21 protein-coding genes and 5 tRNA genes are annotated in these 26,874 nt (G+C 36.0%); 19 read left to right on the top strand and 7 right to left on the bottom strand.

The features are described from left to right. Positions 1–223: 223 nt before the first annotated feature. Entirely contained in the window at positions 224–1,429 is a 1,206-nt protein-coding gene (locus tag PHP31_02685; protein MDD3738185.1) for a peptidoglycan DD-metalloendopeptidase family protein, read from the bottom strand. A 151-nt stretch (positions 1,430–1,580) separates the two neighbouring features. Here PHP31_02685 and rpsU point away from each other — a divergent pair, with 151 nt between their 5' ends. From rpsU to PHP31_02775, 18 genes are all read left to right on the top strand, one after another. Then, positions 1,581–1,775, top strand: a complete 195-nt coding sequence (gene rpsU / locus PHP31_02690; protein ID MDD3738186.1) for a 30S ribosomal protein S21 — start codon at positions 1,581–1,583, stop codon at positions 1,773–1,775. A 112-nt stretch (positions 1,776–1,887) separates the two neighbouring features. Beyond that, the gene (locus PHP31_02695) at positions 1,888–2,784 is read left to right on the top strand and encodes a tyrosine-type recombinase/integrase (protein ID MDD3738187.1); all 897 of its coding nucleotides are present in this window, start codon (positions 1,888–1,890) and stop codon (positions 2,782–2,784) included. Positions 2,785–2,797: 13 nt separating this feature from the next. Further along, positions 2,798–3,097, top strand: coding sequence for a ribosome-associated translation inhibitor RaiA (gene raiA, locus PHP31_02700; GenBank protein MDD3738188.1), 300 nt, complete (start codon positions 2,798–2,800; stop codon positions 3,095–3,097). 111 nt (positions 3,098–3,208) lie between these two features. Then, a tRNA-Thr gene (locus PHP31_02705) sits at positions 3,209–3,281 on the top strand. Positions 3,282–3,326: 45 nt separating this feature from the next. Next, positions 3,327–3,408: transfer RNA gene (locus PHP31_02710), tRNA-Tyr, on the top strand. A 19-nt stretch (positions 3,409–3,427) separates the two neighbouring features. Continuing rightward, positions 3,428–3,500, top strand: a tRNA-Gly gene (locus PHP31_02715). A gap of 9 nt (positions 3,501–3,509) precedes the next feature. Beyond that, positions 3,510–3,581 (top strand) — tRNA-Thr (locus tag PHP31_02720). Between the two features lie 82 nt (positions 3,582–3,663). Further along, positions 3,664–4,851, top strand: a complete 1,188-nt coding sequence (gene tuf, locus PHP31_02725) for an elongation factor Tu (GenBank protein MDD3738189.1) — start codon at positions 3,664–3,666, stop codon at positions 4,849–4,851. Positions 4,852–4,947: 96 nt separating this feature from the next. Then, positions 4,948–5,020, top strand: a tRNA-Trp gene (locus PHP31_02730). Between the two features lie 17 nt (positions 5,021–5,037). After that, complete coding sequence (gene secE, locus PHP31_02735) at positions 5,038–5,241, top strand: preprotein translocase subunit SecE (GenBank protein ID MDD3738190.1); 204 nt, start codon at positions 5,038–5,040, stop codon at positions 5,239–5,241. A gap of 80 nt (positions 5,242–5,321) precedes the next feature. Further along, positions 5,322–5,867, top strand: a complete 546-nt coding sequence (nusG, locus tag PHP31_02740; protein MDD3738191.1) for a transcription termination/antitermination protein NusG — start codon at positions 5,322–5,324, stop codon at positions 5,865–5,867. 42 nt (positions 5,868–5,909) lie between these two features. Beyond that, positions 5,910–6,353: a 50S ribosomal protein L11 gene (gene rplK, locus PHP31_02745; protein ID MDD3738192.1), complete on the top strand. Its 444-nt coding sequence runs from the start codon at positions 5,910–5,912 to the stop codon at positions 6,351–6,353. Positions 6,354–6,411: 58 nt separating this feature from the next. Next, a complete protein-coding gene (rplA, locus tag PHP31_02750; protein ID MDD3738193.1) occupies positions 6,412–7,107 on the top strand; it encodes a 50S ribosomal protein L1 in 696 nt (231 codons plus the stop codon). A 35-nt stretch (positions 7,108–7,142) separates the two neighbouring features. After that, positions 7,143–7,664 carry a 50S ribosomal protein L10 gene (rplJ, locus tag PHP31_02755; protein ID MDD3738194.1) on the top strand — a complete coding sequence of 174 codons (522 nt, stop codon included), beginning with the start codon at positions 7,143–7,145 and terminating at the stop codon, positions 7,662–7,664. Between the two features lie 62 nt (positions 7,665–7,726). Further along, a complete protein-coding gene (gene rplL / locus PHP31_02760) occupies positions 7,727–8,104 on the top strand; it encodes a 50S ribosomal protein L7/L12 (GenBank protein MDD3738195.1) in 378 nt (125 codons plus the stop codon). A 118-nt stretch (positions 8,105–8,222) separates the two neighbouring features. Then, positions 8,223–12,026, top strand: a complete 3,804-nt coding sequence (rpoB, locus tag PHP31_02765; protein MDD3738196.1) for a DNA-directed RNA polymerase subunit beta — start codon at positions 8,223–8,225, stop codon at positions 12,024–12,026. 51 nt (positions 12,027–12,077) lie between these two features. Next, positions 12,078–16,358, top strand: coding sequence for a DNA-directed RNA polymerase subunit beta' (gene rpoC / locus PHP31_02770; protein ID MDD3738197.1), 4,281 nt, complete (start codon positions 12,078–12,080; stop codon positions 16,356–16,358). An 84-nt stretch (positions 16,359–16,442) separates the two neighbouring features. Then, positions 16,443–16,757 carry a DUF3467 domain-containing protein gene (locus PHP31_02775; GenBank protein MDD3738198.1) on the top strand — a complete coding sequence of 105 codons (315 nt, stop codon included), beginning with the start codon at positions 16,443–16,445 and terminating at the stop codon, positions 16,755–16,757. Between the two features lie 127 nt (positions 16,758–16,884). On the opposite strand, the gene PHP31_02780 is transcribed toward PHP31_02775, so the two are convergent. The 4 genes from PHP31_02780 to PHP31_02795 form a co-directional block, all read right to left on the bottom strand. After that, positions 16,885–17,430 carry an outer membrane beta-barrel protein gene (locus tag PHP31_02780; protein MDD3738199.1) on the bottom strand — a complete coding sequence of 182 codons (546 nt, stop codon included), beginning with the start codon at positions 17,428–17,430 and terminating at the stop codon, positions 16,885–16,887. 125 nt (positions 17,431–17,555) lie between these two features. After that, complete coding sequence (locus PHP31_02785) at positions 17,556–19,175, bottom strand: SAM-dependent methyltransferase (GenBank protein ID MDD3738200.1); 1,620 nt, start codon at positions 19,173–19,175, stop codon at positions 17,556–17,558. A 149-nt stretch (positions 19,176–19,324) separates the two neighbouring features. After that, the gene (locus tag PHP31_02790) at positions 19,325–19,999 is read right to left on the bottom strand and encodes a restriction endonuclease (GenBank protein MDD3738201.1); all 675 of its coding nucleotides are present in this window, start codon (positions 19,997–19,999) and stop codon (positions 19,325–19,327) included. A 108-nt stretch (positions 20,000–20,107) separates the two neighbouring features. Beyond that, positions 20,108–20,797, bottom strand: coding sequence for an NYN domain-containing protein (locus tag PHP31_02795; GenBank protein ID MDD3738202.1), 690 nt, complete (start codon positions 20,795–20,797; stop codon positions 20,108–20,110). A gap of 222 nt (positions 20,798–21,019) precedes the next feature. Between PHP31_02795 and PHP31_02800 the strand changes: the two genes are divergently transcribed. After that, positions 21,020–24,232: a DUF2723 domain-containing protein gene (locus tag PHP31_02800; GenBank protein ID MDD3738203.1), complete on the top strand. Its 3,213-nt coding sequence runs from the start codon at positions 21,020–21,022 to the stop codon at positions 24,230–24,232. 136 nt (positions 24,233–24,368) lie between these two features. Here PHP31_02800 and PHP31_02805 read toward each other — a convergent pair whose 3' ends face one another. Further along, on the bottom strand, positions 24,369–24,956 hold the full coding sequence (locus tag PHP31_02805; protein MDD3738204.1) for an indolepyruvate oxidoreductase subunit beta: 588 nt from the start codon (positions 24,954–24,956) through the stop codon (positions 24,369–24,371). A 65-nt stretch (positions 24,957–25,021) separates the two neighbouring features. Further along, the gene (locus PHP31_02810; protein ID MDD3738205.1) at positions 25,022–26,623 is read right to left on the bottom strand and encodes a thiamine pyrophosphate-dependent enzyme; all 1,602 of its coding nucleotides are present in this window, start codon (positions 26,621–26,623) and stop codon (positions 25,022–25,024) included. Positions 26,624–26,874 lie beyond the last annotated feature (251 nt).

Here is a 26,874-nt window from a genome sequence, read left to right on the forward strand (position 1 = left end):
GTCAGGAGTCAGGAGTTAGGAATTAAGAGTTAGTAGTATTTATACTCGAAACTCAGAACTATCCCGTAACCCGTAACCCGTAACACGTAACACGTAACACGTAACACGTAACACGCAACACGTAACACGCAACACGTAACAGCCAACAGCTAACAGCTAACAGCCAACAGCTAATAGTTAAAGTATCTGACAACAATAAAAGTCAATATAGATTACTTAAACCTTACGGCAACAAATCCTTAAATTCAACCATAGGTTTTATAGAATCGACCAAACTTGTATATAAAGGCATAAACTCTTCTTTTACCGGGGGAGCCGGCGGCGATTCTAATTTTAAAGGGTCTATTGGTTTTCCGTTTTTATAAACTCTAAAATCCAAATGCGGACCTGTAGATAATCCGGTACTTCCAACATATCCAATAACTTCGCCCTGAGCAACTCGTTTTCCTTTTTTAATGCCTTTGGCAAAATTTCTTAAATGAAGATAAGCCGTAGTGTACGTGCTATTATGTTCAATTTTAACAATATACCCTGCCCCACGATCGTAACCGGCTGAAATAACCTTTCCTGAGCCTATACTATGAACAGGCGTTCCTTGTGGTGCAGCATAATCAACACCGTGATGCGGGCGTCTAATCCTTAGTATTGGATGTAATCTGCTGTGCGAAAATTTTGAGCTAATGCGACTATATTTCAGCGGAGCCTTTAAAAATGCTGTTCGCAAATTTTCTCCACTTTCGTTATAATATTCGGGAACAGATAAACTATCGGGTTGAAATCTGAATGCATAATAGTTTTTATTATCATGCAGAAAATTACAAGCAACAATCTTACCTATCCCTATGAACGAAGTATCTACATACATTTCTTCAAAAACTACCTTAAACGCATCGTTTGGCTGAATACCAAAAAAATCAATTTTCCAGGCATAAATATCCGAAAGTTCAACAGCCACCACAGGTGATGCGTTCAATTCAATAATACTATTCCATAACGAACTGGTAATTTCACCTTCAATAGTTCTAAAAATCCTAATTACGTTTTTCTGTTCCAAAACAGCAGTAATACTGTCAGAAAAACTCCATAAAACGTAATCGACTGCATTTTTTTCGTAAACAAAATATTTTAAAACAGAATCTTTATCCAAAATAATACAATATGGATTTCCAATCCTAATATCTCTCGGATTCATAACGTCCGAAGTTTTTCTTACCAATTTATCAATTTCATTGGCAGAAATATATTTCCCCAAAATAGTGCCCAAAAATTCGCCTTCCTTAATATTATCCTGAATAACATTTAACGAATCTACACAAATACCATACATTTCCACGCTTTCAACTTCTTCAACCTTTGATGTCCTTTTGCATGAGATACTTGTAAAAAAAATAATAGCTGCTGCAAATAAAATACTAAAGTGAAATTTCATACCTGTTTTTCGTCTTTTTTATAATATTTCGTTGATGTTTTTTTATTAAAAAATACAAATTTATAATAATCATGTTATTAATTAATAAAAAATAATTAATTTTGCAACTCAATTAAATTTTTTATTAACCTTATAGAAAGGATGTATTAGTATGATTATTGTACCCGTGAAAGAAGGCGAAAACATTGATAGAGCCTTGAAGAAGTTGAAACGTAAGTTTGAAAAAACAGGTACTCTTAAGGAATTGCGTCGCCGTCAGGCTTTCGTAAAACCATCTGTAAAGAAAAGAGAAGACCGTAAAAAAGCTATTTACGTGCAACGACTTCAGCACGAAGAAGAAAACTAATCGGTAATCTTTACTAAGTAGAAGTTATTTCTGTACAAGCTGAAATGTTATTTTGTTTTCATTTTTAATGTTTATCAATAAAGTATAGGAATAACTTCTTTTTTTATGAAATATGTTATTAAATGCATTCAATAATTACTTGACTTACGAAAAACGATATTCGGAACACACCGTTTATGCGTACAGTAATGATATTGAGGCATTTAACAAATACATAAACGATACTTACGAAGGCACAGATATTCTTGAAGTTGACCATCAAATGGTGCGTTCGTGGGTTGCTGCTTTGGTCGATTCGGAAATTTCGGCAATTAGTATAAAACGCAAACTTTCGTCGGTAAGAGCATTTTACAGATACTGTCAACAAAAAAAGCATATCAAATATAATCCGGCTGCAAAAATTGTTGCTCCAAAAACTGGCGAAACTTTGCCTACCTTTTTAACAACAGAGCAAACCACAAAGCTTTTAGATTTGTTACCAAAGGCGGACAATTACATTGATAGCAGAGACCGTATTATTGTTACTCTACTCTACGCCACCGGAATAAGAAGAGCCGAACTTAAAAATCTGAAAACAACCGATATTTCTTTTGATAAGAAAACTATTACGGTCGTGGGAAAAAGAAATAAACAAAGAATTATACCTATTGGCGAAAACCTTATCAGTGAACTTAATAACTATATTGAACAACGAAGAAAATTTGTTTCTCAATTGCCGAATTTTTGCGAAAACGATTCACTTTTGTTAACTATAAAAGGAAAGCCGATATACGACAAGGCAATACATAATGTTGTTCATAGTCAGCTAACTAAAGTAGCAACCAATAGCAAATTAAGTCCTCACGTGCTACGACACACATTTGCAACACAATTGCTAAACGACGATGCCGACATAAATGCAATTAAAGAACTGTTAGGACATTCGTCATTGGCTGCTACACAAATATATACACACAACACGATAGATAAACTAAAATCAATACATAAACAAGCTCATCCACGAGCATAAAAATAAAAGCATTATGGATATTAAAATAAATTCCCTTCACTTTAAAACAGACCAAAAGTTAGAAGTTTTCATTCAAAATAAAGTTGAAAAATTAGCAAACTATTACAACGGAGTTATTGGAGCTGATGTATCGCTAAAAATAGCAAACACCCAAACTAACGAAAATAAAATTGCTGAAATCAGATTAATTATACCCGGCAACGATTTATACGTAAAAAAACAAAGTAAAACTTTTGAAGAGTCGATTGACAAATCCGTTGATGCTCTAAAGAGACAGCTAACAAAGCATAAAAATAAATTAAAAGGAGAATAAAAAAAGCGAAAAATATTTTGTTATTTGAAACAAAAGAATTACTTTTGCAACTTCGTTTTTTAGACTAAATTTTTTCACAAAAATAATGTTTAAACAGCGATAACAGCAAAAGCCGATGTAGCTCAGTTGGTAGAGCAGCTGATTTGTAATCAGCCGGTCGGGGGTTCGAGTCCCTCCATCGGCTCAACTGAAAAAGTTCTTTGTAATATTAAATTAAGTAATATTTAACGGGGAGGTACCAAAGCGGTCAAATGGGGCAGACTGTAAATCTGTTGGCTAAGCCTTCGAAGGTTCGAATCCTTCTCTCCCCACGGTAAAACAACACAGCAGGCGGAAGTAGCTCATTTGGTAGAGCGATAGCCTTCCAAGCTATAGGTGGCGGGTTCGAGCCCCGTCTTCCGCTCAAGTATTTGCCTTTGTAGCTCAGGGGTAGAGCACTTCCTTGGTAAGGAAGGGGTCGCGAGTTCAATTCTCGCCAAAGGCTCTACAACGAAACAAAAGCAAATAATAATTATATTATCGAAATACTTATAATAACAAATAAAAATTACTAAACATTAATTAAAATGGCAAAAGAAAAATTTGAACGCTCGAAACCACACGTCAATATTGGTACTATTGGACATATTGACCACGGTAAAACAACCCTAACTGCTGCTATTACTACTGTATTAGCAAACGCAGGTTTATCGGAAAAAAGGTCTTTCGATTCGATTGACAACGCTCCCGAAGAAAAAGAACGTGGTATTACTATTAATACTTCGCACGTAGAATATGAAACAGAAAATAGGCACTACGCTCACGTTGACTGCCCCGGACACGCCGACTACGTTAAAAACATGGTTACCGGTGCTGCACAAATGGACGGAGCTATATTAGTTGTTGCTGCAACTGATGGTCCTATGCCTCAAACACGTGAACATATCCTACTTGCACGTCAGGTTGGTGTACCTCGCTTGGTTGTTTTTATGAACAAAGTAGACTTGGTTGACGACCCAGAATTGTTAGAACTTGTTGAAATGGAAATTCGTGACCTACTTTCATTCTACGGTTTCGACGGCGACAACGCACCTGTTGTTCAGGGCTCGGCATTGGGTGGATTGAACAACGAACCACAATGGGTAGAAAAAATCATGGAGCTTATGAAAGCTGTTGACGAGTACATTCCTCTACCACTTAGAGCAAAAGATAAAGACTTCTTGATGCCTATTGAGGACGTATTCTCAATTACAGGTCGTGGTACAGTAGCTACCGGACGTATTGAATCTGGCGTTATCCACGTTGGCGACCCTGTTGAAATTATTGGTATGGGTGCTGAAAAACTTAAATCAGTATGTACAGGTGTTGAAATGTTTAGAAAACTTCTTGACGAAGGTGAAGCTGGAGACAACGCAGGATTACTACTTAGAGGTATAGATAAAGACGAAATCAGACGTGGTATGGTTATTGCCAAACCAGGTTCGATTAAACCTCACAAAAAATTCAAAGCTGAAGTATATATCTTAAAAAAAGAAGAAGGTGGACGTCACACCCCGTTTAAAAACAAATACCGTCCTCAGTTTTACTTCAGAACAACTGACGTAACCGGTGAAATTCACCTACCAGAAGGTGTACAAATGGTTATGCCTGGCGATAACTTGACAATAACTGTAGAATTAGTAGCGGAAATTGCTATGAACATGAACCTACGTTTTGCTATCCGCGAAGGTGGTAGAACAGTTGGTGCAGGACAAGTAACTGAAATTTTAGACTAATTCTTGTTGCATAATACATGCAAATATATTGTCCTAATTAATTAATGTAACTTATGAATAGCAGGAGTTGCTCCTGCTATTCATAATGGTTAATAAACGGGTGTAGCTCAATTGGTAGAGTGGCGGTCTCCAAAACCGTAGGTTGAGGGTTCGACTCCTTCCACCCGTGCAAAAAATATCAATACAATGGCAAAAAAGAAAAACAAATTTGTAGAGTACGTTAAAGATAGTTATAACGAACTTGTAAATAAAGTTTCATGGCCAACATGGAGTGAACTGCAAAACAGTGCAATTGTCGTATCAATAGCTTCCTTGATAATTGCTCTGATAGTGTTTTTAATGGATCAATCATTTGAATTATTGCTCGAACAATATTATTCATTATTCTAAAACACTATTCTCTGATAGTTAGTTCATAAAATGAAGTACTTGGTATTTTATTGTAACTAATCAATTCAAACTAACAAGTAATGAGCGATCCGGAAAAAAATTGGTATGTGGTTAGGGCTATAAGTGGTCAGGAATCTAAGGTTAAAACTTATATTGAAAAAGAAGTTAAAGCCTTGGGTATTGAGCATTTAGTTTCTAGAGTATTAATACCAACCGAAAAAGTTTTTACAGTACGAAATGGGAAAAAAGTTAGCAAGGAAAGAAATTATTTGCCCGGCTATATTCTTATTGAGGCTATACTAACTGGCGAGGTTCCGCATATTATTACCAATTTACCCGGCGTTATTGGATTTTTAGGTTCTAAAGATAAGCCCGAACCGCTGAGACAATCGGAAGTAAACCGTATTTTAGGTAAAGCCGACGAACTTAGCGAAGCCGACGAAGAACTTAATATCCCGTACATTGTTGGCGAATCTGTTACGGTGATTGACGGACCCTTCAATAGTTTTACAGGAACAATTGAAGAAATAAACGAAGACAAAAAGAAGTTAAAGGTGATGATAAAAATATTTGAACGCCGTACATTGCTTGAGTTATCGTTTACACAGGTTATGAAACAATCATAATTAGTTACCAACAAAACAATAATCCTTTAATAAAAAGACAAAATGGCAAAAGAAATTTCTGGATTAATAAAACTCCAAATAAGAGGAGGAGCAGCAAATCCTGCACCTCCAATAGGTCCTGCCTTGGGTTCTAAAGGGGTTAATATTATGGAATTTTGCAAGCAGTTTAACGCCAGAACGCAAGACAAAGCAGGCAAAGTTATTCCGGTTATTATAACCGTGTATAGGGATAAATCATTTGATTTCATCCTAAAGGCTCCGCCTGTTTCTGTTCAGCTTTTGGAGATGTCTAAACAAAAAGGAGGTTCGCCCGAACCAAACCGTAAAAAAATTGCTTCTGTAACCTGGGATCAAGTTAAAGCAATAGCCGAAAATAAAATGGAAGACTTAAATTGTTTTACAGTTAAATCGGCAATGCAACTAGTTGCAGGTACAGCACGTAGCATGGGAATAACGGTTAAAGGTGAATTTCCTGCTGATGTATAAACCCATGATAGGATTACGTTAAAATATGTTTTATTACCAAAAATAAACAAACAGTAAAATGGCAACACTAACAAAAAATACTAAACAGGCTTTAGCAAAATACGACAAAAATGCCGTTTACTCGCTCGATGATGCATCAAGAATTGTAAAGGAAATAACTACAACCAAATTCGATTCATCTGTTGATTTAGATGTACGTTTGGGTGTAGACCCGAGAAAAGCCAACCAAATGGTACGTGGTATAGTTACCCTTCCGCACGGAACAGGTAAAACCGTACGCGTATTGGTTTTATGTACTCCCGACAAAGAGCAGGAAGCAAAAGATGCTAATGCCGACTACGTTGGATTAGATGAGTATATTGAAAAAATAAAAGGCGGTTGGACAGATGTTGATGTAATTATTACTATGCCAAGTGTAATGCCAAAAGTAGGTGCATTAGGACGAATTTTAGGTCCTAGAGGATTGATGCCAAACCCTAAAACCGGAACAGTTACTATGGATGTTGGAAAAGCTGTTGAAGAAGTAAAAGCCGGTAAAATCGACTTTAAAGTTGATAAGTATGGTATAATCCACGCCTCTATTGGAAAAGTTTCGTTCTCGAAAGAGAAAATAGCAGACAATGCAAGAGAATTAATCAATACAATTATTAAATTGAAACCTGCTGCTGCAAAAGGAACTTACATCAGAAGCATATACATGTCGAGTACAATGAGCCCCGGAATTCGTATTGACGAAAAATCAATTAAAGTCTAATTATTAGTAAGTACTTAGTACTAAATAATACAATCATGAGAAAAGAAGATAAAAATCAATTAATTGCAACTTTAACCGAAGAGTTGAAAAATCAAAACTACTTGTATATCACCGATATATCAGGATTAAATGTTGCAAAAACAAATGAACTTCGTAGATTATGTTTTAGAAAAGACGTAAAATTGATTGTTGTTAAGAATACCCTACTCCGAAAGGCAATGGAAAATTCGGGCAAAGACTATGGCGATATGTACACAGTACTAAAAGGACAATCAGCTATAATGTTTGCCGAACAAGCAAATACTCCAGCCCAACTTATAAAAGAGTTTAGGAGAAGTAGCGACAGACCCTTAATAAAAGGTGCTTTTGTTGAAGAAGTAACATACATTGGCGATCACGAATTGGATAACTTAGTGGCATTGAAATCTAAAAACGAGCTTATTGCCGACGTTATTGCATTACTACAATCACCTGTAAAGAATGTTATTTCAGCACTTCAATCAGGAGGTCAAACAATAGCCGGTGTTTTAAAAACTTTATCAGAACGTCCGGAATAAATAAACACAAAAAATCTACAAAACAATTCAATTAGTATTAAACCAAAAAAAATTATAACACAATGGAAGATCTAAAAGCTTTCGCAGAAAAATTAGTTAACTTAACAGTAAAAGAAGTAAACGAATTAGCACAAATTTTAAAAGACGAATACGGAATTGAGCCGGCAGCAGCAGCTCCAGTTGTAATGGCAGGTGCAGCAGGTGGCGCAGAAGCAGCAGTTGAAGAAAAAACTTCATTCGACGTAGTATTGAAAGCGCCAGGACAAGCTAAATTAGCCGTAGTAAAACTTGTTAAAGAACTTACAAGTTTAGGTCTTAAAGAAGCAAAAGAATTAGTTGACGCAGCTCCAAAAGCTATTAAAGAAGGGGTTAGCAAAGACGAAGCCGAAGCGCTTAGAAAACAACTTGAAGAAGCAGGTGCAGAAGTTGAAGTTAAGTAAATAAATGATTTGTACCGCTAGGTCTGAAACATCTGCTCAAACACGAAAATTGGAGCAGATGTTTCCTATATTTTTAAGCAATATATTTTACTCATTTATTTAATTTAATTTTCAAAACGTGGCCACAAAAAAAACTGAACGCATCAACTTCGGTACATCTAAAATAAAAGCAGAATATCCTGACTTTCTTGATGTACAATTAAAATCTTTTCAAGATTTTTTCCAGTTAGAAACCAACCCCGACAATAGAGAAAACGAGGGATTATATAAGGTGTTTTCTGAAAACTTCCCAATTACCGATTCCAGAAACAACTTTAATTTGGAATTTTTAGACTATTACATCGACCCGCCTCGTTATACTATTGATGAATGTTTATCAAGGGGTCTATCCTACTCTGTTCCCCTTAAAGCACGATTAAAACTTTCGTGTAACGATACCGAACACGAAGATTTTGAAACAATTATTCAAGATGTCTATTTAGGAATGATACCCTACATGACTCCAAAAGGAACATTTATTATTAATGGAGCCGAAAGAGTAATAGTTTCGCAATTGCACCGTTCGCCGGGCGTTTTCTTCGGTACAAATTACCATACAAGCGGCAAAGTTCTTTATTCTGCCAGAATTATACCCTTTAGAGGTTCTTGGATGGAATTTACCACCGACGTGCAAAACGTGATGTACGCTTACATCGAACGTAAAAAGAAAGTACCCGTAACTACTCTACTCAGAGCTATCGGTTACGAATCCGATAAAGATATTATTGAAATATTCGGTCTTGCCGAAGAAGTTTCAGCAAAAAAAACGGTATTAAAAAAATATATAGGCAGAAAACTTGCTGCTAAAGTTCAAAAATCGTGGAAAGAAGACTTTGTTGACGAAGATACCGGTGAAATGTCAACAGTTGACAGATTTGAAACAATTTTAGAGAGAGAAACCGTTATAGATAACGACGTTATAGAAAAAATTATTTCATCGGGTAACGAAAGTGTTTTAATTCACAACGACGATGCTGACGGTCAGGATTATTCGGTTATTTTCAACTCTTTGGAAAAAGACCCTTCCAACAATGCTAAACAAGCTTTGGAAGCTATTTATTTCCAACTCCGAAACGCAGCTCCGCCAGATGATGAAACAGCCAGATCGGTTTTTGAAAGACTTTTCTTCTCCGACAAGAGATACGATTTAGGTGACGTTGGAAGATACAGAATCAACAAAAAGTTATCGTTAAACATTCCAATAGAAACAAAAGTCCTTACCAAAGAAGACTTGATAGCCATTATCAAATACTTGGTTGGTATGATTAACGAAAAAAGAGAAATCGACGATATTGACCACTTAAGTAATCGTAGAGTTAGAACAGTTGGTGAACAACTTTACAACCAATTTGGTGTTGGTCTTGCACGTATGGCAAGAACAATTAGAGAGAGAATGAACGTTAGAGATAACGAAGTCTTTACTCCAATGGATTTGATTAACGCCAAAACTCTTTCAAGTGTTATCAACTCGTTTTTCGGAACCAACCAGCTTTCGCAATTTATGGATCAAACCAATCCGCTTAGCGAAATTGCTCACAAGAGAAGAATTTCGGCTTTAGGTCCCGGTGGTTTATCAAGAGAAAGAGCAGGTTTTGAAGTCAGAGACGTTCACTACACCCACTACGGAAGACTTTGTACTATCGAAACTCCCGAAGGTCCTAACATTGGTCTTATCTCTTCACTTTGCGTTTACGCAAAAATTAACAAATTAGGTTTCATAGAAACACCGTATAAAAAAGTTGTAAACGGAAAAGTAGATAATTCGGAACCAATTTACCTTTCAGCCGAAGAAGAAGAAAACAAAGTTATAGCACAGGCTACGACTGAAATGAGCGACGACGGCGAACTAACTGATGCAAAAGTTAAAGTTAGATACCTTGCCGACTACCCGCTTAAAACTAAAGACGAAATAGACTTAATTGACGTAGCTCCAAACCAAATTGCATCAATTGCTGCATCATTAATTCCATTCTTAGAACACGACGACGCTAACCGTGCATTGATGGGTTCAAACATGATGCGTCAGGCTGTACCTTTGGTAAATCCCGAACGTCCGTTTATTGGAACCGGTATTGAAGATTTGGTTGCAAAAGACTCTCGCGTACTTATTAACGCCGAAGGCGACGGTATTGTTGAGTATGTTGACTCTTCAAAAATTGAAATCAGATACACAAGACCCGAAGAAGAAAGACTTGTCAGCTTTGATGAAGACAAAAAAACTTATAACCTAACAAAGTTTAAACGTACAAACCAGAATACTTGTATAAACCTTCGTCCTATCGTTCGCAAAGGCGATAAAGTAACAAAAGGACAAGTGTTGTGCGAAGGCTACGCTACGCAAGGCGGCGAATTGGCTTTAGGCAGAAACCTAAGAACAGCTTTCATGCCTTGGAAAGGTTACAATTTTGAAGATGCTATAGTTATTTCCGAAAGAGTTGTTAAAGAAGACATCTTTACATCTATACATATTGAAGAATTTACATTAGAAGTTAGAGATACAAAACGCGGTGTTGAAGAATTAACTAACGATATTCCCAACGTAAGTCAAGAAGCTACTAAAGACTTAGACGACATGGGTATGATAAGGATTGGTGCCGAAGTCGTTGAAGGCGACATCTTGATTGGAAAAATTACACCAAAAGGCGAAACCGATCCAACTCCCGAAGAAAAACTTTTGAGAGCAATATTCGGCGAAAAAGCAGGCGACGTAAAAGATGCTTCGCTAAAAGCACCACCAGCAATGAAAGGTGTTGTTATTGGTAAAGACCTATTTTCTAGAGTTATCAAAAGCAAGAAAACTAAGGAAGAAGAAAAGAAAGTATTAAACGCTCTTGAAAATGAATTCAACAAACTTTCGGCTGATTTGAAACAAAAACTTGTCGATAAATTAACCGTGCTTGTTAGTGGAAAAACATCAATGGGTGTGTACAATAATTTCGGTAACGAACTGATTGCTAAAAAAGTAAAATTTACACAAAAGCTATTACTTCAGTTAGATTATTTTACAATAAATCCAAACAGTTGGACTGATGATTCTAACACTAACAATTTGATTAAGAGACTGATAAACAATTACATAATCAAGTCGAAAGAAATTCAAGGACAATACAACCGCAAAAAATTTGTGGCAAGTGTTGGAGATGAATTGCCAAACGGAGTTATTCAGATGGCAAAAGTGTACATAGCCAAAAAACGTAAGCTAAAAGTTGGAGATAAAATGGCTGGACGCCACGGAAATAAAGGTATAGTTGCGCGTATAGTTAGAGAAGAAGATATGCCGTTTTTGGAAGATGGAACACCGGTAGATATTGTTTTGAACCCTCTTGGTGTACCATCGCGTATGAATTTAGGACAAATATATGAAACAATTTTAGGATGGGCTGCATCGAAATTGAACGTATACTTCAAAACTCCTATCTTCGACGGAGCTACATTAGAACAAATAAACGGCTGGATGAAAAAAGCCAACCTACCCGAAAACGGTTCAGTATATCTGAGAGACGGCGGAACAGGCGAAAAATTCGACCAACCTGCTACCGTTGGATACATGTACATGCTAAAACTGCACCATCTTGTTGATGATAAGATGCACGCACGTTCTATCGGACCTTACTCACTCATCACACAACAACCATTGGGTGGTAAAGCTCAATTTGGTGGTCAGCGTTTTGGTGAGATGGAAATTTGGGCTTTGGAAGCATTCGGAGCTGCAAATATCCTTCAAGAAGTGCTTACTGTCAAATCCGACGATGTTGTTGGAAGAGCAAAAGCTTATGAAGCAATTGTTAAAGGCGATACCTTGCCGGAACCCGGCATCCCCGAATCCTTTAATGTGCTCGTTCATGAACTTAGAGGTCTATGTCTTGACATCGAATTTGAATAGATGTTATTTTACACAAATTAACTATCCGTTATAATTGAAAAAAAATATATTATGGCTTTTAGAAAAGATAATACCACACAATACGACTTCAATAGCATTAGAATAAAATTAGCTTCTCCCGAATCGATTCTGAAACGTTCGTTCGGAGAAGTTACTAAGCCCGAAACTATTAACTACAGGACTTATAAACCGGAACGCGATGGACTTTTTTGTGAGAGGATATTCGGACCTGTAAAAGACTGGGAATGCCATTGCGGAAAGTATAAGCGTATCAGATACAAAGGTATTACATGCGATAGATGCGGCGTAGAAGTTACTGAAAAAAAGGTGCGTAGAGAAAGAATGGGACACGTGCAGCTTATGGTGCCGGTTGCTCACATATGGTATTTCAGGTCTCTGCCAAACAAAATGGCTTTGCTATTAGGTATTAAACCTAAAAGATTGGAATCTATTGTATATTACGAAAATTATGTTGTTATTCAACCCGGTGTTTTTGAAGCAGAAGGCTTAAAAACATTGGATTTTATTGATGAACAAACTTATTTCGAATACATTGATCGTCTCCCAAAAGACAATCAGTATCTAGAAGATTCAGACCCAAACAAATTTATTGCAAAAATGGGTGGCGAAGCTCTACACGACTTACTAAGCCGTATTGACTTAGACAAAGAATCGTACGAACTCAGAGATAAAGCAAATAACGAAACTTCGCAACAAAGAAAACAAGATGCTCTAAAACGTCTACAAGTAATAGAATCTTTTAGAGAATCGCAACAAGGTAGAGAAAACCGTCCCGAATGGATGTTGGTAAAAGTAGTACCTGTTATTCCTCCTGATTTGAGACCTCTTGTTCCGTTAGATGGCGGACGTTTTGCTACAAGCGACCTTAACGACCTTTACAGAAGAGTTATTATCAGAAACAACCGTCTGAAAAGATTAATCGAAATAAAAGCTCCCGATGTAATTATGCGTAACGAAAAACGTATGTTGCAAGAAGCTGTAGATTCTCTTTTCGACAACTCAAGGAAAACAAGTTCTGTTAAAACCGACTCTAATCGTCCGTTAAAATCATTAAGCGATAGCCTTAAAGGTAAACAAGGACGTTTTCGTCAGAACCTGCTAGGAAAAAGGGTTGACTATTCGGGACGTTCGGTTATTGTTGTTGGACCTCAACTCAAGCTACACGAATGCGGTCTACCCAAAGATATGGCTGCCGAACTCTACAAGCCTTTTATTATTCGTAAAATGTTGGAACGCGGTATTGTTAAAACCGTTAAAACAGCTAAAAAAATTGTAGATAAAAAAAGTCCGGTAGTATGGGAAATACTAGAAAATATTATGAAAGGACACCCTGTTCTTTTAAACAGAGCCCCTACCCTACACCGCCTTGGTATTCAAGCATTTCAACCCAAACTTATAGAAGGTAAAGCAATTCAACTGCACCCACTAGTTTGTACAGCTTTTAACGCCGACTTCGACGGTGACCAAATGGCTGTCCACCTTCCACTTGGCAACGCTGCAATACTCGAAGCTCAAATGCTCATGCTTTCGTCGCACAATATCCTAAACCCTGCAAACGGAGCTCCTATTACTGTTCCATCGCAGGATATGGTTTTAGGGCTGTACTATATGACCAAAAGCAGAGCTTCTATACCTGAAAAACCAGTTAAAGGTGAAAATAAAGTATTTTATTCACCAAAAGAAGTTATTATTGCGCACAACGAAGGCGCTGTTGATTTACACGCAGTTATTAAAGTTAAAATTCTAGACGTCGAAACACAAAAAGAAAATCTAATAGAAACTACAGTTGGTAGAGTGATTTTCAATCAGGTAGTACCAGAAGAATTTGGATATATCAACGAACTTCTTACAAAAAAATCGCTACGTAGCATTATTGGCGATATGCTTAAAAAAACAGGCACAGCCAAAACTGCACAATTCTTAGACGATATTAAAGACCTTGGTTTCAAAATGGCATTCGAAGGTGGTTTGTCTTTCAATATAGGCGATATAATTATACCTGAAGCAAAAGCTAAAATGATTGAAGGTGCCAACGAAAAAGTTGACGAAATTGAAGAAAGTTACAAAATTGGTATTATTACTCACAACGAAAGAACAAATCAGATTATAGATGAGTGGACACACGTAAATAATCGTCTTGCTGTAACAGTTCTTAGAGAACTTTCTGAAAGCAACCAGGGCTTTAATTCAGCTTACATGATGCTTGATTCAGGAGCTAGAGGCTCGGGCGAACAGATACGTCAGTTAGCTGGTATGCGTGGATTGATGGCTAAACCGCAAAAATCGGGAAGCGTTGGAAACGAAATTATTGAAAACCCGATTTTATCGAACTTTAAAGAAGGGCTTTCGGTACTTGAGTACTTTATTTCAACACACGGTGCCAGAAAAGGTTTGGCTGATACTGCATTAAAAACTGCAGACGCCGGTTACTTAACCAGACGTTTAGTCGACGTTGCTCAGGACGTAGTTATTACCGAAGAAGACTGTGGCACACTTCGTGGATTGACCATTTCGGCACTTAAGAAAAATGAAGAAGTGGTTGAAAGCCTATACGACCGTATTTTAGGACGTGTTACTTTGCACGATATTTACCATCCTAATACAGGCGAATTGATTGTTGCAGCCAACACAGAATTAGACGAGAAAATTTGCCAAATTATTGAAAACTCTCCTATTGAATCTGTTGAAATTCGTTCGGTATTAACCTGCGAATCGAAACACGGCGTTTGTACATATTGCTACGGCAGAAACTTAGCTACCGGAAGAATGGTACAAAAAGGCGAAGCTGTTGGAGTTATTGCTGCTCAATCAATTGGTGAACCCGGTACTCAGCTAACACTTCGTACATTCCACATGGGAGGTGTTGCCGGTGGTAATATTGCTTCAAATTATAGTGTTACTGCTAAATACGATGGTATTATTGAAATTGATGAACTAAAAAGCGTTCCCAAAATCAAATCCGACGACGAAGATCCTAAAGATTATAACATTGTTATTAGCCGTTTCTCCGAAATGCGTATTGTTGACCCAAAAACGAATATTTCTATACATTCGGCTCATATTCCGTATTCGGCTCACTTATATTTTAAACCCGGCGATGCTGTCAAAAAAGGTGATTTAATTGCCGATTGGGATCCATATAATGCTCTTATACTTTCAGATATCAATGGTAAAGCTATCTTCGAAAATGTTATAGAAGGCGTTACCGTTAAAATTGAACACGACGAGCAAACCGGATTCCAAGACAGAATTATTATCGATTCAAAAATTAGGGCTAACAACCCGTGTATTAAAATAGTTGACGAAATAGGCGAAGTTATTAAAACCTTCGACCTTCCCGTTGGAGCTCACCTTCAGGTAGAAGAAAACGCTAAAATTGTTCCGGGAACCGTATTGGTTAAAATACCTCGCTCATTCGGAAAATCGACCGACATTACCGGTGGTTTACCTAGAGTTACCGAGCTTTTTGAAGCTAGAAATCCTTCCGACGAAGCTAAAGTTTCAGCTATTGACGGTGTTGTATCATTCGGTCCTAAACTAAAACGTGGAAACAGAGAAGTTATAGTTACGTCAAAATCGGGTACCGAATCGTACAGCTATCTGATACCAACTACAAAACAGATTCTTGTTCAAGAACACGACTACGTAAAAGCCGGAACACCACTTTCGGTGGGAGCTATTACACCGGCTGATATTCTTGCAATTCAAGGACCTATGAAGGTTCAAGAGCACATCGTTAACGAAGCACAAGAAGTTTATCGTTTGCAACAAGTAAAAATAAACGACAAGCACTTTGAAGTTATTGTTAGACAGATGATGCGTAAAGTTGAAGTAATTGATGCAGGTGATACTAAATTCCTGGAAAAAGATGTTGTAAACAAGATAGATTTCAACGACGAAAACGATGCAATTTTTGGAATGAAAGTCGTTGAAGATGCTGGCGACAGCGATTTATCACCCGGACAACTTATTTCTTCCAGAAAGTTGAGAGACGAAAACTCTGCACTTAAAAGAAAAGACAAGAAACTTGTTGTTGCCCGCGACGCTAAACCTGCTACAGCTCAGCAAATACTACAGGGTATTACTCGTGCCTCGTTGCAAGTTAGCTCATGGTTGTCGGCTGCATCTTTCCAAGAAACAACAAAAGTTCTTACTCAAGCTGCCATCGAAGCTAAAAGTGATGACCTTATGGGACTTAAAGAAAATGTCATCATCGGAAAGAGAATTCCGGCAGGTACGGGACTTAAAGAGTATAAAAATCTTATTGTTGGCTCAAAAGAAGAATACGAAACTCTTATGGCTAACAAATAATTTTTTCATAATCATCTATAAAAACGAAAACGGAGACTATTATTATTCTCCGTTTTTTTTATCTTTACAAAAAAAATATTTACTATGAACGACTTAAAAAACAAAAATCAGCAAATCGATATCGAACTTACCGATGAAGTAAGTAGCGGAGTTTACTCAAACTTGGCTATTATCACCCACTCCAACTCCGAATTTATTTTGGATTTTGTTCAAATGATGCCCGGAGTACCTAAAGCAAAAGTAAAATCAAGAATTATTTTAACCCCACAACACGCCAAAAGACTTTACAGAGCTTTAAAAGATAATATTTCAAAGTTTGAACAACTTCATGGCAATATTAACGACAACACTCCTAATGATATATCGTATCAGATTAGCGGACAAGGCGGAACTGCATAAGTAAAAACCTTTTAGCTAAACTTGTTGTTTGATGTTTGACACACTTATTTTTTAGATAAAGTGTAGCGTAAAATTAAAAAGAGAGTACGCATTTCGTGTACTCTCTTTATGTATTGTTGTATACGGTTTAGAAATATACGGAGAATCCAACAATACCGCCAAAGGTATTTAATGTAAAACCATATAAATCGCTACGTAGGTACTGTGCACCTATATCAACTGACAAATATTCACTAACGAAAGTGGCAATGCCGATTCCAGCACCCAATACAAGTCCGGAAGAACGTCCATATCTCTTACTTGTAGAATATCCTATCCCAACTTGTGCAAAAGGTTTTATAATGGAACTAGTTGGGATAAAATAAGAAGCTGTCGGAATAATGGAAAAAGTGATCTCCTTATTATTATTATTTGGGTATCCAGTGCTCTCCTCATTTTTTGATATGAACAATAAATCTAAGCTCAACGAGAAATTGTTTGCCACAAAATATCCAACACTTGGATTGATAGTAATAGTAGTATTGGTATATTTATACCATGGAAAAGTCGCTGACGAATTTGCTACCTGAATAGAAGAATTTCCGGAAAGATGCCATTTGCCTTTTTCGGTTTGCGAAAAAGCAAGTGTGGATGCTAAAAGCAACAATGAAATAAAGATAGTTTTAAGTTTCATAATAATATTTTTTGATGATTATAAAGACACAAAGATAACAAAAAAACCTAATAAAATATTCAGATATTAAAAAAACGATTTAATGAATAAAACTTGCCGACAATGTTTTCTGCTTTTTTATACATTTAATCAAACAATGATAATTGTATTTCTTTGTTAGGTGTAATTTCATTAATAAAATTGTCCCATTGCGATAAATTCACACATAAACCATATTTGCCGTTTAAAAAGTTTATCTGTTCTTCAACTTCATTTTGTGTAATAGTTTTAGCAATACTCAGTAAATCTATACGCATTAATACATCTTTCGTAAACACCCTTTTTGCATCAGAGAATGTAATTGATTTTAAAAATTCTTCTGTTATTTTAGAATTCAATAAAATAAAGGTATATACAGCATGTTCAATCGTATCAAATCCAATAAAATAACAAGTATCGTCCAACATAATAGGTTTGTTATTTTGTGGTAACACCAATGTAAAATGAAAAGTTTTATACAAACCTGATATTGCAACTTTGTAAGGCTTAAAAGAATAGTCTCCTATTCCGAAAATTGAAAACGCTGGTTTTCCTTTGTAAATACTTGATTTCCTTGCTTGAAAGCATGAAATGTTTGTTTTTAAATAATTGTAAGTTTTGGGATACAAATATTGAATGTATGAAGTATCTTGTCCAACTTTATTTTGAGTTACAATAACGTATTTCTTAGTATTTTCAATTACTGTATTTTTTAAATCTGAGCTTTTGAGAAATCCATAAATCAAATTTTCTTCAAGTTCAATTTTCTCTGAAAGTTTATTTACAAAATGCTCATTTACTTTTTCAAGTTCCATTATACTAGAACAATCGTGTTTTATTCCTTGCCTCCACTCAAAAGGGCACACACCGTCAATCTCTTTGGTTTCATTATAATCAACAAGATTTGAAACAAATTTTGCATTAAACCACCCAAAACTTGATTTTTCCTTTAAACTATAAAAATCAAATTCGTTACATTCAACACTGGGACTTGAATTAAGTTGGCAGAAAAGCAAAGACGCTTCAACCGAAACATTAAATTCCTTTTTGCTATCAATGTTATATTTTTCTATTTTTCCAATTCTATGTTTTGCCTCTTTTTGGTCGAAGATAATGTTTTTTATAACCGAGTTTTTTACCAATAGTGCCAAATATCCGTCATGTGTTTGAAAAGCGTCTAAAAGCATTAATGTAATATATTCGGCAATATCAAAATTGCCTTTACCTGTAATGGCATCTATACCGTTATAATTTTTAAAATTTGATTTTTGGGGAAGATTTGACGAATTAAGACTACCTAATTTTGAATTTGTTACCCAAGGTGGATTCCCAATTACTAATATTTTTTCATTTGGAAATTGTTTAGAAATATTTTTTAAATCAAAATCGAAAATATTGCAATGTTTAATTGTAATTTCCGGTTTATTGGCATTTGGATTGGAAAGAAAATAATCGAGAACACCAAATTTAGTTTCCCAAATGTACGGTTTGTATATTTCTATTCCAAATATTTTCTTTATCGTTTTGAAATTAGATAAAGCAGCAATTATAAAATTGCCTTTACCGCATGTCGGTTCTATAACAATTTCAGGAGATATTTCCCTATTTGCCAAATGTTTCGCTACATTATTTGCCAAATCTATGTTAGTTTGAAAATCACCATATTCTGCACGGTCAGATTCTGCAACAGAAGTCATGGAAACTTCAGAAACAGAGTCTTTTATCACTTGAAAATCAATATCATTTTCAAAAAAAGTATTTATACCAAAGTTGTCAAAAATTATTTGATTTGCATTTTCAAAAGATGAATTATTGTAAAAAAAATCTTTGAAAAAAGTGCAAACTTGCAACGAAATATTTGCATCAAATATCCTCATTACTTGGCTACTTTATCAATTATTTTACTTATTCCTTGTACCGATTTTTCTAATGTAACTATTCTTTGGTATTGGAGTCGCCATTGTAAAGCATTTGAAATTGTCAAATAGCCTTGAGTTGGTGGCGATTTTAGAATTTGTTTCGCTAACTGATTTAGAGTTATTTCATCTGCAGGAATGTTTTTGTCGCTCAAGTAAGCAACTATGTCTTCAACGTTAGCCTTATCTTTAATCATTTCGCGTAAACGATAAGTTGTAGTGTAATCAGCTGTACGTTCCTTCGAAATAAATGAGCAACTAACAAAATCAAGTTTAGCAGTCTTTGTTTCGGGATAATCTGTTTTGTCGTAAACAAAAACAAGTAAGTTGTAACCAAGTCCGAACACCTTTTGCTTAGCATCCTTAAACGGACAAGACGATTGTGGCTGTCTGATTGATGTTACCTTAATATCTGTCAAAATATCTTTTAATGGCAAATCAATTCCACTTGCAGAAGAGCCAACTTTTAGACTATATTTTGAAGTTAATTGTTCTCGAAACTTGTGTTCAATATGTGTTCCCACTGCTTTTCCGTCAGTTACGCCGAAAAGTAATTTATTTTGAATTTTCGATTCCGCAATACAAAAGGCTTTAGCTTCTGCTTTCAGTTTAGCTATTGTCAGTTTTTCTTTCATTATAATACGTTGTATTATTGTTTACAAATTTAACATTTATTCCACGAAAGTATCAACCTATTGTCAAAGCTCAGGTACAAAAATCATCAAGCAAACCCAATCCGTTTTTTACACGTTGAATAAATTATTAATATAATCTGCGTCGGAAGCTTTGTTATCATTAATAATATCATCCATCATTATAGGATAGATACATTCTTCAAGCAACGACTGACTTGTTCGGGTTGTAACCGAATATTTTTGTCCCGTATTTGTTTTTATATCATAGCTAAAATCCCACCCTAAAACTACAACTTTGCAATCGATAGAAATTAATTTCTTAATAAGTGGGACATAAGAAGAATCGCCGGCAATAACAACAGCAGTTTCCAAATTGCTACGCCTTGCAATATCAAAGGTTTCTAACGAAAGCCAAATATCTATGCCTTTTTCTTCGGCATCGCTGGTTTTACTGTCGACCAATAGCGGATAATTGTGTGGAATCAAGCCCTCGTACATAAAAATGTCGTCAATACGTCTCTCGTTATTCATCTGCGTAAGCCTGTAATCGGCGTCGGTATACTTCTTCTCCAACTGATTGGTAGAATAACGCCCTCTAAACCAATGCGATTCGCAAATTCTGACGTATCGTTTTTCAATACCTTCAAATTCTGCAATTTTGTGTAAAACAAAATCAAATAGCCCTTTAAAATTAAGCGTACTCTTTCGCGTATGATGATAACGGTAGTACGAATTTATTTTCAGAAAAAAGGTGCCGTCAATAAAAATACCAACTTTGTTAATCTTTTTTTCTTTCATGTGATTTAAAAAATAATAGTTTTATAATAAAAAAATTCAGTGAGAAAATAACGCCCAAAAATAATCATTATTTGATAATTAGCAATATAAATATAACGTTCATATTAGTTATTTGGTATATAAAAAGTAACTTAAAAAAGTAATATAAACCAAAAAGTATTAATTTTACGGCAAATATATTATCTTCGCAAGCGAATTTACAACAACATAAACAACATTGTAATGAATAAAAATTTTAAGTTAATCAACAACCTTGCAGGTTTCTCGGTATTTATTATTTCGTCAATTGTTTATATAATGACAGTTGAACCTACCGCCAGCTGGTGGGATTGTGGCGAATATATAGCCACAGCATATAAATTGCAGGTAGGACACCCTCCTGGAGCTCCATTTTTCCAATTGCTTGGTAGGTTTTTTAGTCTTTTTGCTTTTGGCGATATTACCAAAGTGGCACTAATGGTTAACATTATGTCGGCACTATGCAGCTCTGCTACAATATTGTTTTTGTTTTGGACGATAACCATGCTGGCACTTAAATTTATAAAAGATGAAGAAAATATTACCAAAGGACAGATAATTGCAGTTATAGGAAGTGGTTTGGTTGGAGCTTTAGCATACACATTTAGCGATTCGTTTTGGTTTTCGGCTGTTGAAGGCGAAGTTTACGCAATGTCATCGTTTTTTACTGCAATTGTTTTTTGGGCAATACTAAAATGGGACAGAGTTGCTAATCAGCCCCACGCCACGCGCTGGCTGATTTTTATTGCCTTCCTGATTGGACTTTCCATCGGAGTGCACTTGCTCAACTTGCTTGCTATTCCTGCTATTGCGCTTATTTTTTACTTCAACAAATATGAAAAAACCACATGGAAAGGTATATTGGTTACATTGGCAATTTCTTTTGCCATATTAGCATTTATCTTATTCGTCATAGTTCCTTATACAGTTAGCCTTGCCGGAAAATATGAAATATTTGCCGTTAATAAATTAGGATTACCTTTCAACGTTGGAACATTTTTCTACTTGTTAGTTGTAGTCGGAACACTCTTCTGGGGTATGAGATTTACATACACCGACAAGCACACAAAGGCAGAATACGCTATAGGTATTGTATTACTTCTACTTTTGAGCATATTCTCTACCCTTACTTTTATCATTTTCTTGTTGGTAATAGGTGCTTACTACTTGTACAAGAAAAACGCTTTCCGTGTTTCACGAAACAAAGTTAAAGTCGTTGCCAATACGGCAATACTATCTTGTATTTATATACTAATTGGATTTTCGTCATTTTTTATATTGGTTATCAGAGCCAACACTAATACTCCAATAAATGAGAATGAGCCTATTGATGCGGTTAGTTTATTGGCATATCTGAATAGAGAACAATACGGCTCTAATCCAATTATTTACGGACAGTATTACAATGCCCCGCTTGATGCTGACAATCCCGGAAAGGATGGAGACCCCGTATATGTTAAAGATGTTGAGAGTGGAAAATATATAATGACAGATGAGCGAAAAAATGCTCTTCCAAATTTTGATAAAAGATTTTGCACACTTTTCCCCCGTATGCATAGCTCCGATGAATCGCGTCAGCACCCTGCAACATATAAAATTTGGGGTAAAGTAAAAGGAACTCCTATTGAGTATGTTAACCGAAACGGTGAAAAAGAAATAATTTACAAGCCGACTTTTGTTGAAAATTTACGTTTCTTCTTTACTTATCAAGCCGGACATATGTATTTCCGCTATTTTATGTGGAATTTTTCGGGACGACAAAATAATATTCAAGGATTTGGCGAACCTCAAAACGGAAACTGGATTACAGGAATACCGTTTATTGATAATGCTCGCCTTGGCGACCAAACGAATTTACCCGATAGTATGCAAAATGCAGCCAAAAACAAATTTTATATGCTACCGCTTATTTTCGGATTGGTTGGTATGTTTTATCAAATTAAACAAGACAAGAAAAACTTTTTAACGGTATTTCTCTTGTTCTTTATGACAGGTTTAGCCATTATCTTATATCTGAATTCGGCTCCAAACGAGCCTAGGGAAAGAGACTACGCTTATGCCGGCTCTTACTACGCCTTTACTATATGGATAGGCATGAGCGTTTACGCACTTTGGGATTCATTAAAGAAATACAAAACTCCTGCCACTGCGACCATTACTACTGTTGCTCTATTACTTTTGGTTCCTACTATTATGGCAAAAGAAGGCTGGGACGACCATGATAGGTCGGGAAAATATGCGACACGCGACTTTGCCGCCAACTATCTAAATTCATGCGAACCGAACGCTTTACTTATTACTCACGGCGACAATGACACATTCCCGCTTTGGTATGTGCAAGAAGTTGAAGAAGTTAGAACAGATATGAGAGTCGTTAATTATATGCTTGCGTCAAGCGACTGGTACACTCATCAACTTATGCGAAAAGTTTACGACTCGGAAAAACTACCTTTCTATCTTGGTTACGAAGATTACAACAAAGGTGTTAACGATGTATTGCATTACGTTACCTCGGGAATAACCGAAAGAATTGATGTTCGAGATTTATTAGATTTCATTAAAAACGACCCTAGAGCGAAAATCAGACAAGGTAATTCTACTCTGACAATTTTTCCTGCAAAAAAACTAAGACTATATGTCGATACTGCTGAAATTATAGCCAATAATTACGTTAATAAAAAATATTGGGACAGACTAGTACCTTATATCGACTTTGATATCAAGACTAACGTAATGACTAAAAACGACCTTATGCTTTTAGACATACTTGCCAATAACAACTTTAAACGACCCGTTTACTTTGCAAATCCGCCGCAAATAAGAACTTTCGATTTTGGCGATTACTGCCATTTAGAAGGTGTTGTGTACAGATTTTTACCTGTTAAAGCTGACGGTCCTGGCTATTACAAAGGTATTGGCGATGTTCATACCGATGAAACATACGAATTGTTGATGAATAATAGCAAATGGGGTAACTTGAACGATCCTGATGTTTATATTGATAGAGAAAGTGCAAGAAATACCATGATGATGAAGCAAGACTTCTTCAGATTGGCTATGTCGCTGATTACAGAAAATAAACCCGATTCGGCTGTTGCCGTTTGCGACAGAGTTCAAGAGTTGTTCCCCGATAGTAAATTCCCTTACGATTTATACATGGTTCAACTTGTACAAGTGTACTACGATGCCGGAGAGTTTGAAAAAGGCAATACTTTGATAAACAGACTGATTGATATTCAGGAACAAAATGTAAATTATATCAATGCTCAAAAACCTAATATCAGAAATGCTTACAAAAGCGAACTCGACGAAGCATACACACTGATTGGACACTCCTATCAGCTTTCGATAAAATATAATCAACCTGAAATTACAAAGAAAACAGAAGATATACTTAAACGATTAGGATTAATATAGGTATCTCTGATTTTCATTAAACTTACAAAAAGCTGTCTTTTGAAATAATAAAAGACAGCTTTTTTTGTATTTAGAAGTATAAAAAAAGCTGCTCGATGGTTTTCAAGCAGCTTTGAGCAAAATAAATGTTATTGATTTATTTTTTTGTGTAGTCTAGAGCAAATTCGTAACCTGCAGTTAATGCCTTAACGTTAACATCAACTATTTTTTCGCCTTTGCTTTCAAATATTTTGGCTATGGCTATCTTCATTTTATCAAACTCAATACCCAAAAAAGGAACTGCAGCACCAAGTACAACCATATTTGCCGACCTAACAGAGCCAAGGTCTTTGGCTATTCCGTCAGCATCAAGTGCAACATGATTTTTTAGCTTAACAATTTCCGCTTTAATATCTTGTTCGTCGGGATAATTATTGATATTGATAAATGGTTTTGTATTTGTAATAAGCCATCCGTCGGGTGAAAGGTAAGGTAAATATCTGAGCGACTCCATAGGTTCAACGGAAATAATTAAATCGGCTTTACCTAACGGAATTAAATCGGAAGCTATAGGTTGTGTTGATATACGCAAATTCGACGATACATCACCACCTCTTTGACTCATTCCGTGGACTTCAGCTTGTTTTAAATACATGTTTTCCGACAATGCAGCCATACCAATTACTGCGGCTATGCTCAATATACCTTGTCCACCCACTCCACCAAGTATAATGTCTCTTTTCATATGTTATATATTTTAAGTATTTTACAATTATTTATTTAAAGTAACTAAAATTTGCTTTTGCATTTTTAGTCTTTCTTTTGTTTTGCGCTTTTACGTGCCGTCTGAATACACTCTCTCTGCGGAATAATAACAGATACTCCCTTGTATTCAAATTCTTTCAATAAAATTTCGGAAATTTTATCTACCTCACGCGGTATAGGATTTACAACAAAAATATGATCTTTATCAACTCCAACACCACGGCAGATATTTTCAATACGACCTGTAGCAGCCGAATCCTGACCTCCTGTCATAGCAGTAGTTTCGTTGTCTAATATCATAATTGTAACATTGTTGTTATCTCTAACGCAATCAATTAGACCGGTAACACCACTGTGTGTAAAAGTGCTATCGCCAATAACGGCAACTGCCGGATGTATTCCTGCTTCGGAAGCTCCCTTTGCCATAGTAATTGATGCTCCCATGTCAACTGTCGTGTTAATTGCATTAAAAGGAGGTAAAGCCCCTAATGTGTAACAGCCTATGTCTGCAAAAACTCTACTGTTTGGAAGTTGCGCAAGTGCTTTATTTAATGCTTCATAGGAATATACGTGTGGACATCCGTTGCACAAAGCAGGTGGACGCGGAGCAACAAGTTTTGGAATATCAGCTCCTCTTGTATCAGGCATATCCAAAGCCTTAGCAACAACATTGGGATTTAGCTCACCAATTCGTGGTAAGGTTCCATCTAAACGTCCTTTAATTTTTTTGCCCATATTTAACATACCTCGCAACGAGCTTTCAATAAAGGGATAACCTTCTTCTATTACAAGTATTTCTTCGGAGTGAGCGTACAACTGCATAACATCATCAACAGGGATAGGATACTGAACAACCTTGAATACCGAATGTGGAATGTTCCTGTCGGGAAAGTTTTCCATTAAATAATTATAAGCTATACCTGTTGTGATAATTCCAAGTTTTGCATCTTTAATAGTTAACTTATTGAAACCCGATTCTCTAGCTTGTTTTTCCAATTCGGGTTGTTTTTCTAACTGACTTATATATCTTCTTTTTGCAATTGCAGGTAGCAAAATAAAAGATCTGTCATCTTTTGGCGGAATTTTAAGTTCGTTTTGTTCACGTTTTTCTTTTCTAACAACACCTGCACGAGAGTGAGCCAAACGTGTTGTAATCCTTAGCAAAACAGGCAAACCCACTTGCTCAGATAAATCGTAGCCGTAGCGTACCATTTCATAAACTTCTTGTTGATTCGAAGGTTCAATGATAGGTATCATGGCAAAGTTTCCGTAATATCTCGAATCTTGTTCATTTTGTGATGAGTGCATCGATGGGTCGTCGGCAGAAACAATAACAATACCGCCTTTAACGCCGGTAATAGCTGAGTTCATAAATGGGTCGGCTGCAACGTTAAGACCTACGTGCTTCATACATACTAATGCACGCTTTCCTGCGTAACTCATTCCGAGAGCAGCTTCTAAAGCAGTCTTTTCATTCGATGCCCATCCTGTTCTCACCTCTCCCGATTTACCTTCAGGCGAATTCATTATATACTCCGTTATTTCGGTTGATGGTGTACCCGGATACGAATAAACCCCCGAAATTCCAGAATCAATAGCAGCTTGAGCCAACGCTTCGTCGCCCAATAACATAATTTGTTTATCCATAAATTTGTATTTTTAAGTTTATTCTCTTTTTTTGGCAAATATAAAGTTTATTTCTGACAAATTGGTCAATTTATTTAACTAAAAAAATAATTTATACTACGTATAAACAACGCCAAATATTTATGTTCTTTAATTATTGCACTGTAAAAGTTGCTGTTGGCTATTAGCTCTTAGCCCTTGGCTCTTGGCTGGTTCGAGGCAATTAACAATTATCAATTATCAATTAGTAATTGCTCATTGCTCATTGCCAA

This window comes from Lentimicrobiaceae bacterium, from assembly GCA_028697555.1.
Lineage (GTDB): Bacteria > Bacteroidota > Bacteroidia > Bacteroidales > UBA4417 > UBA4417.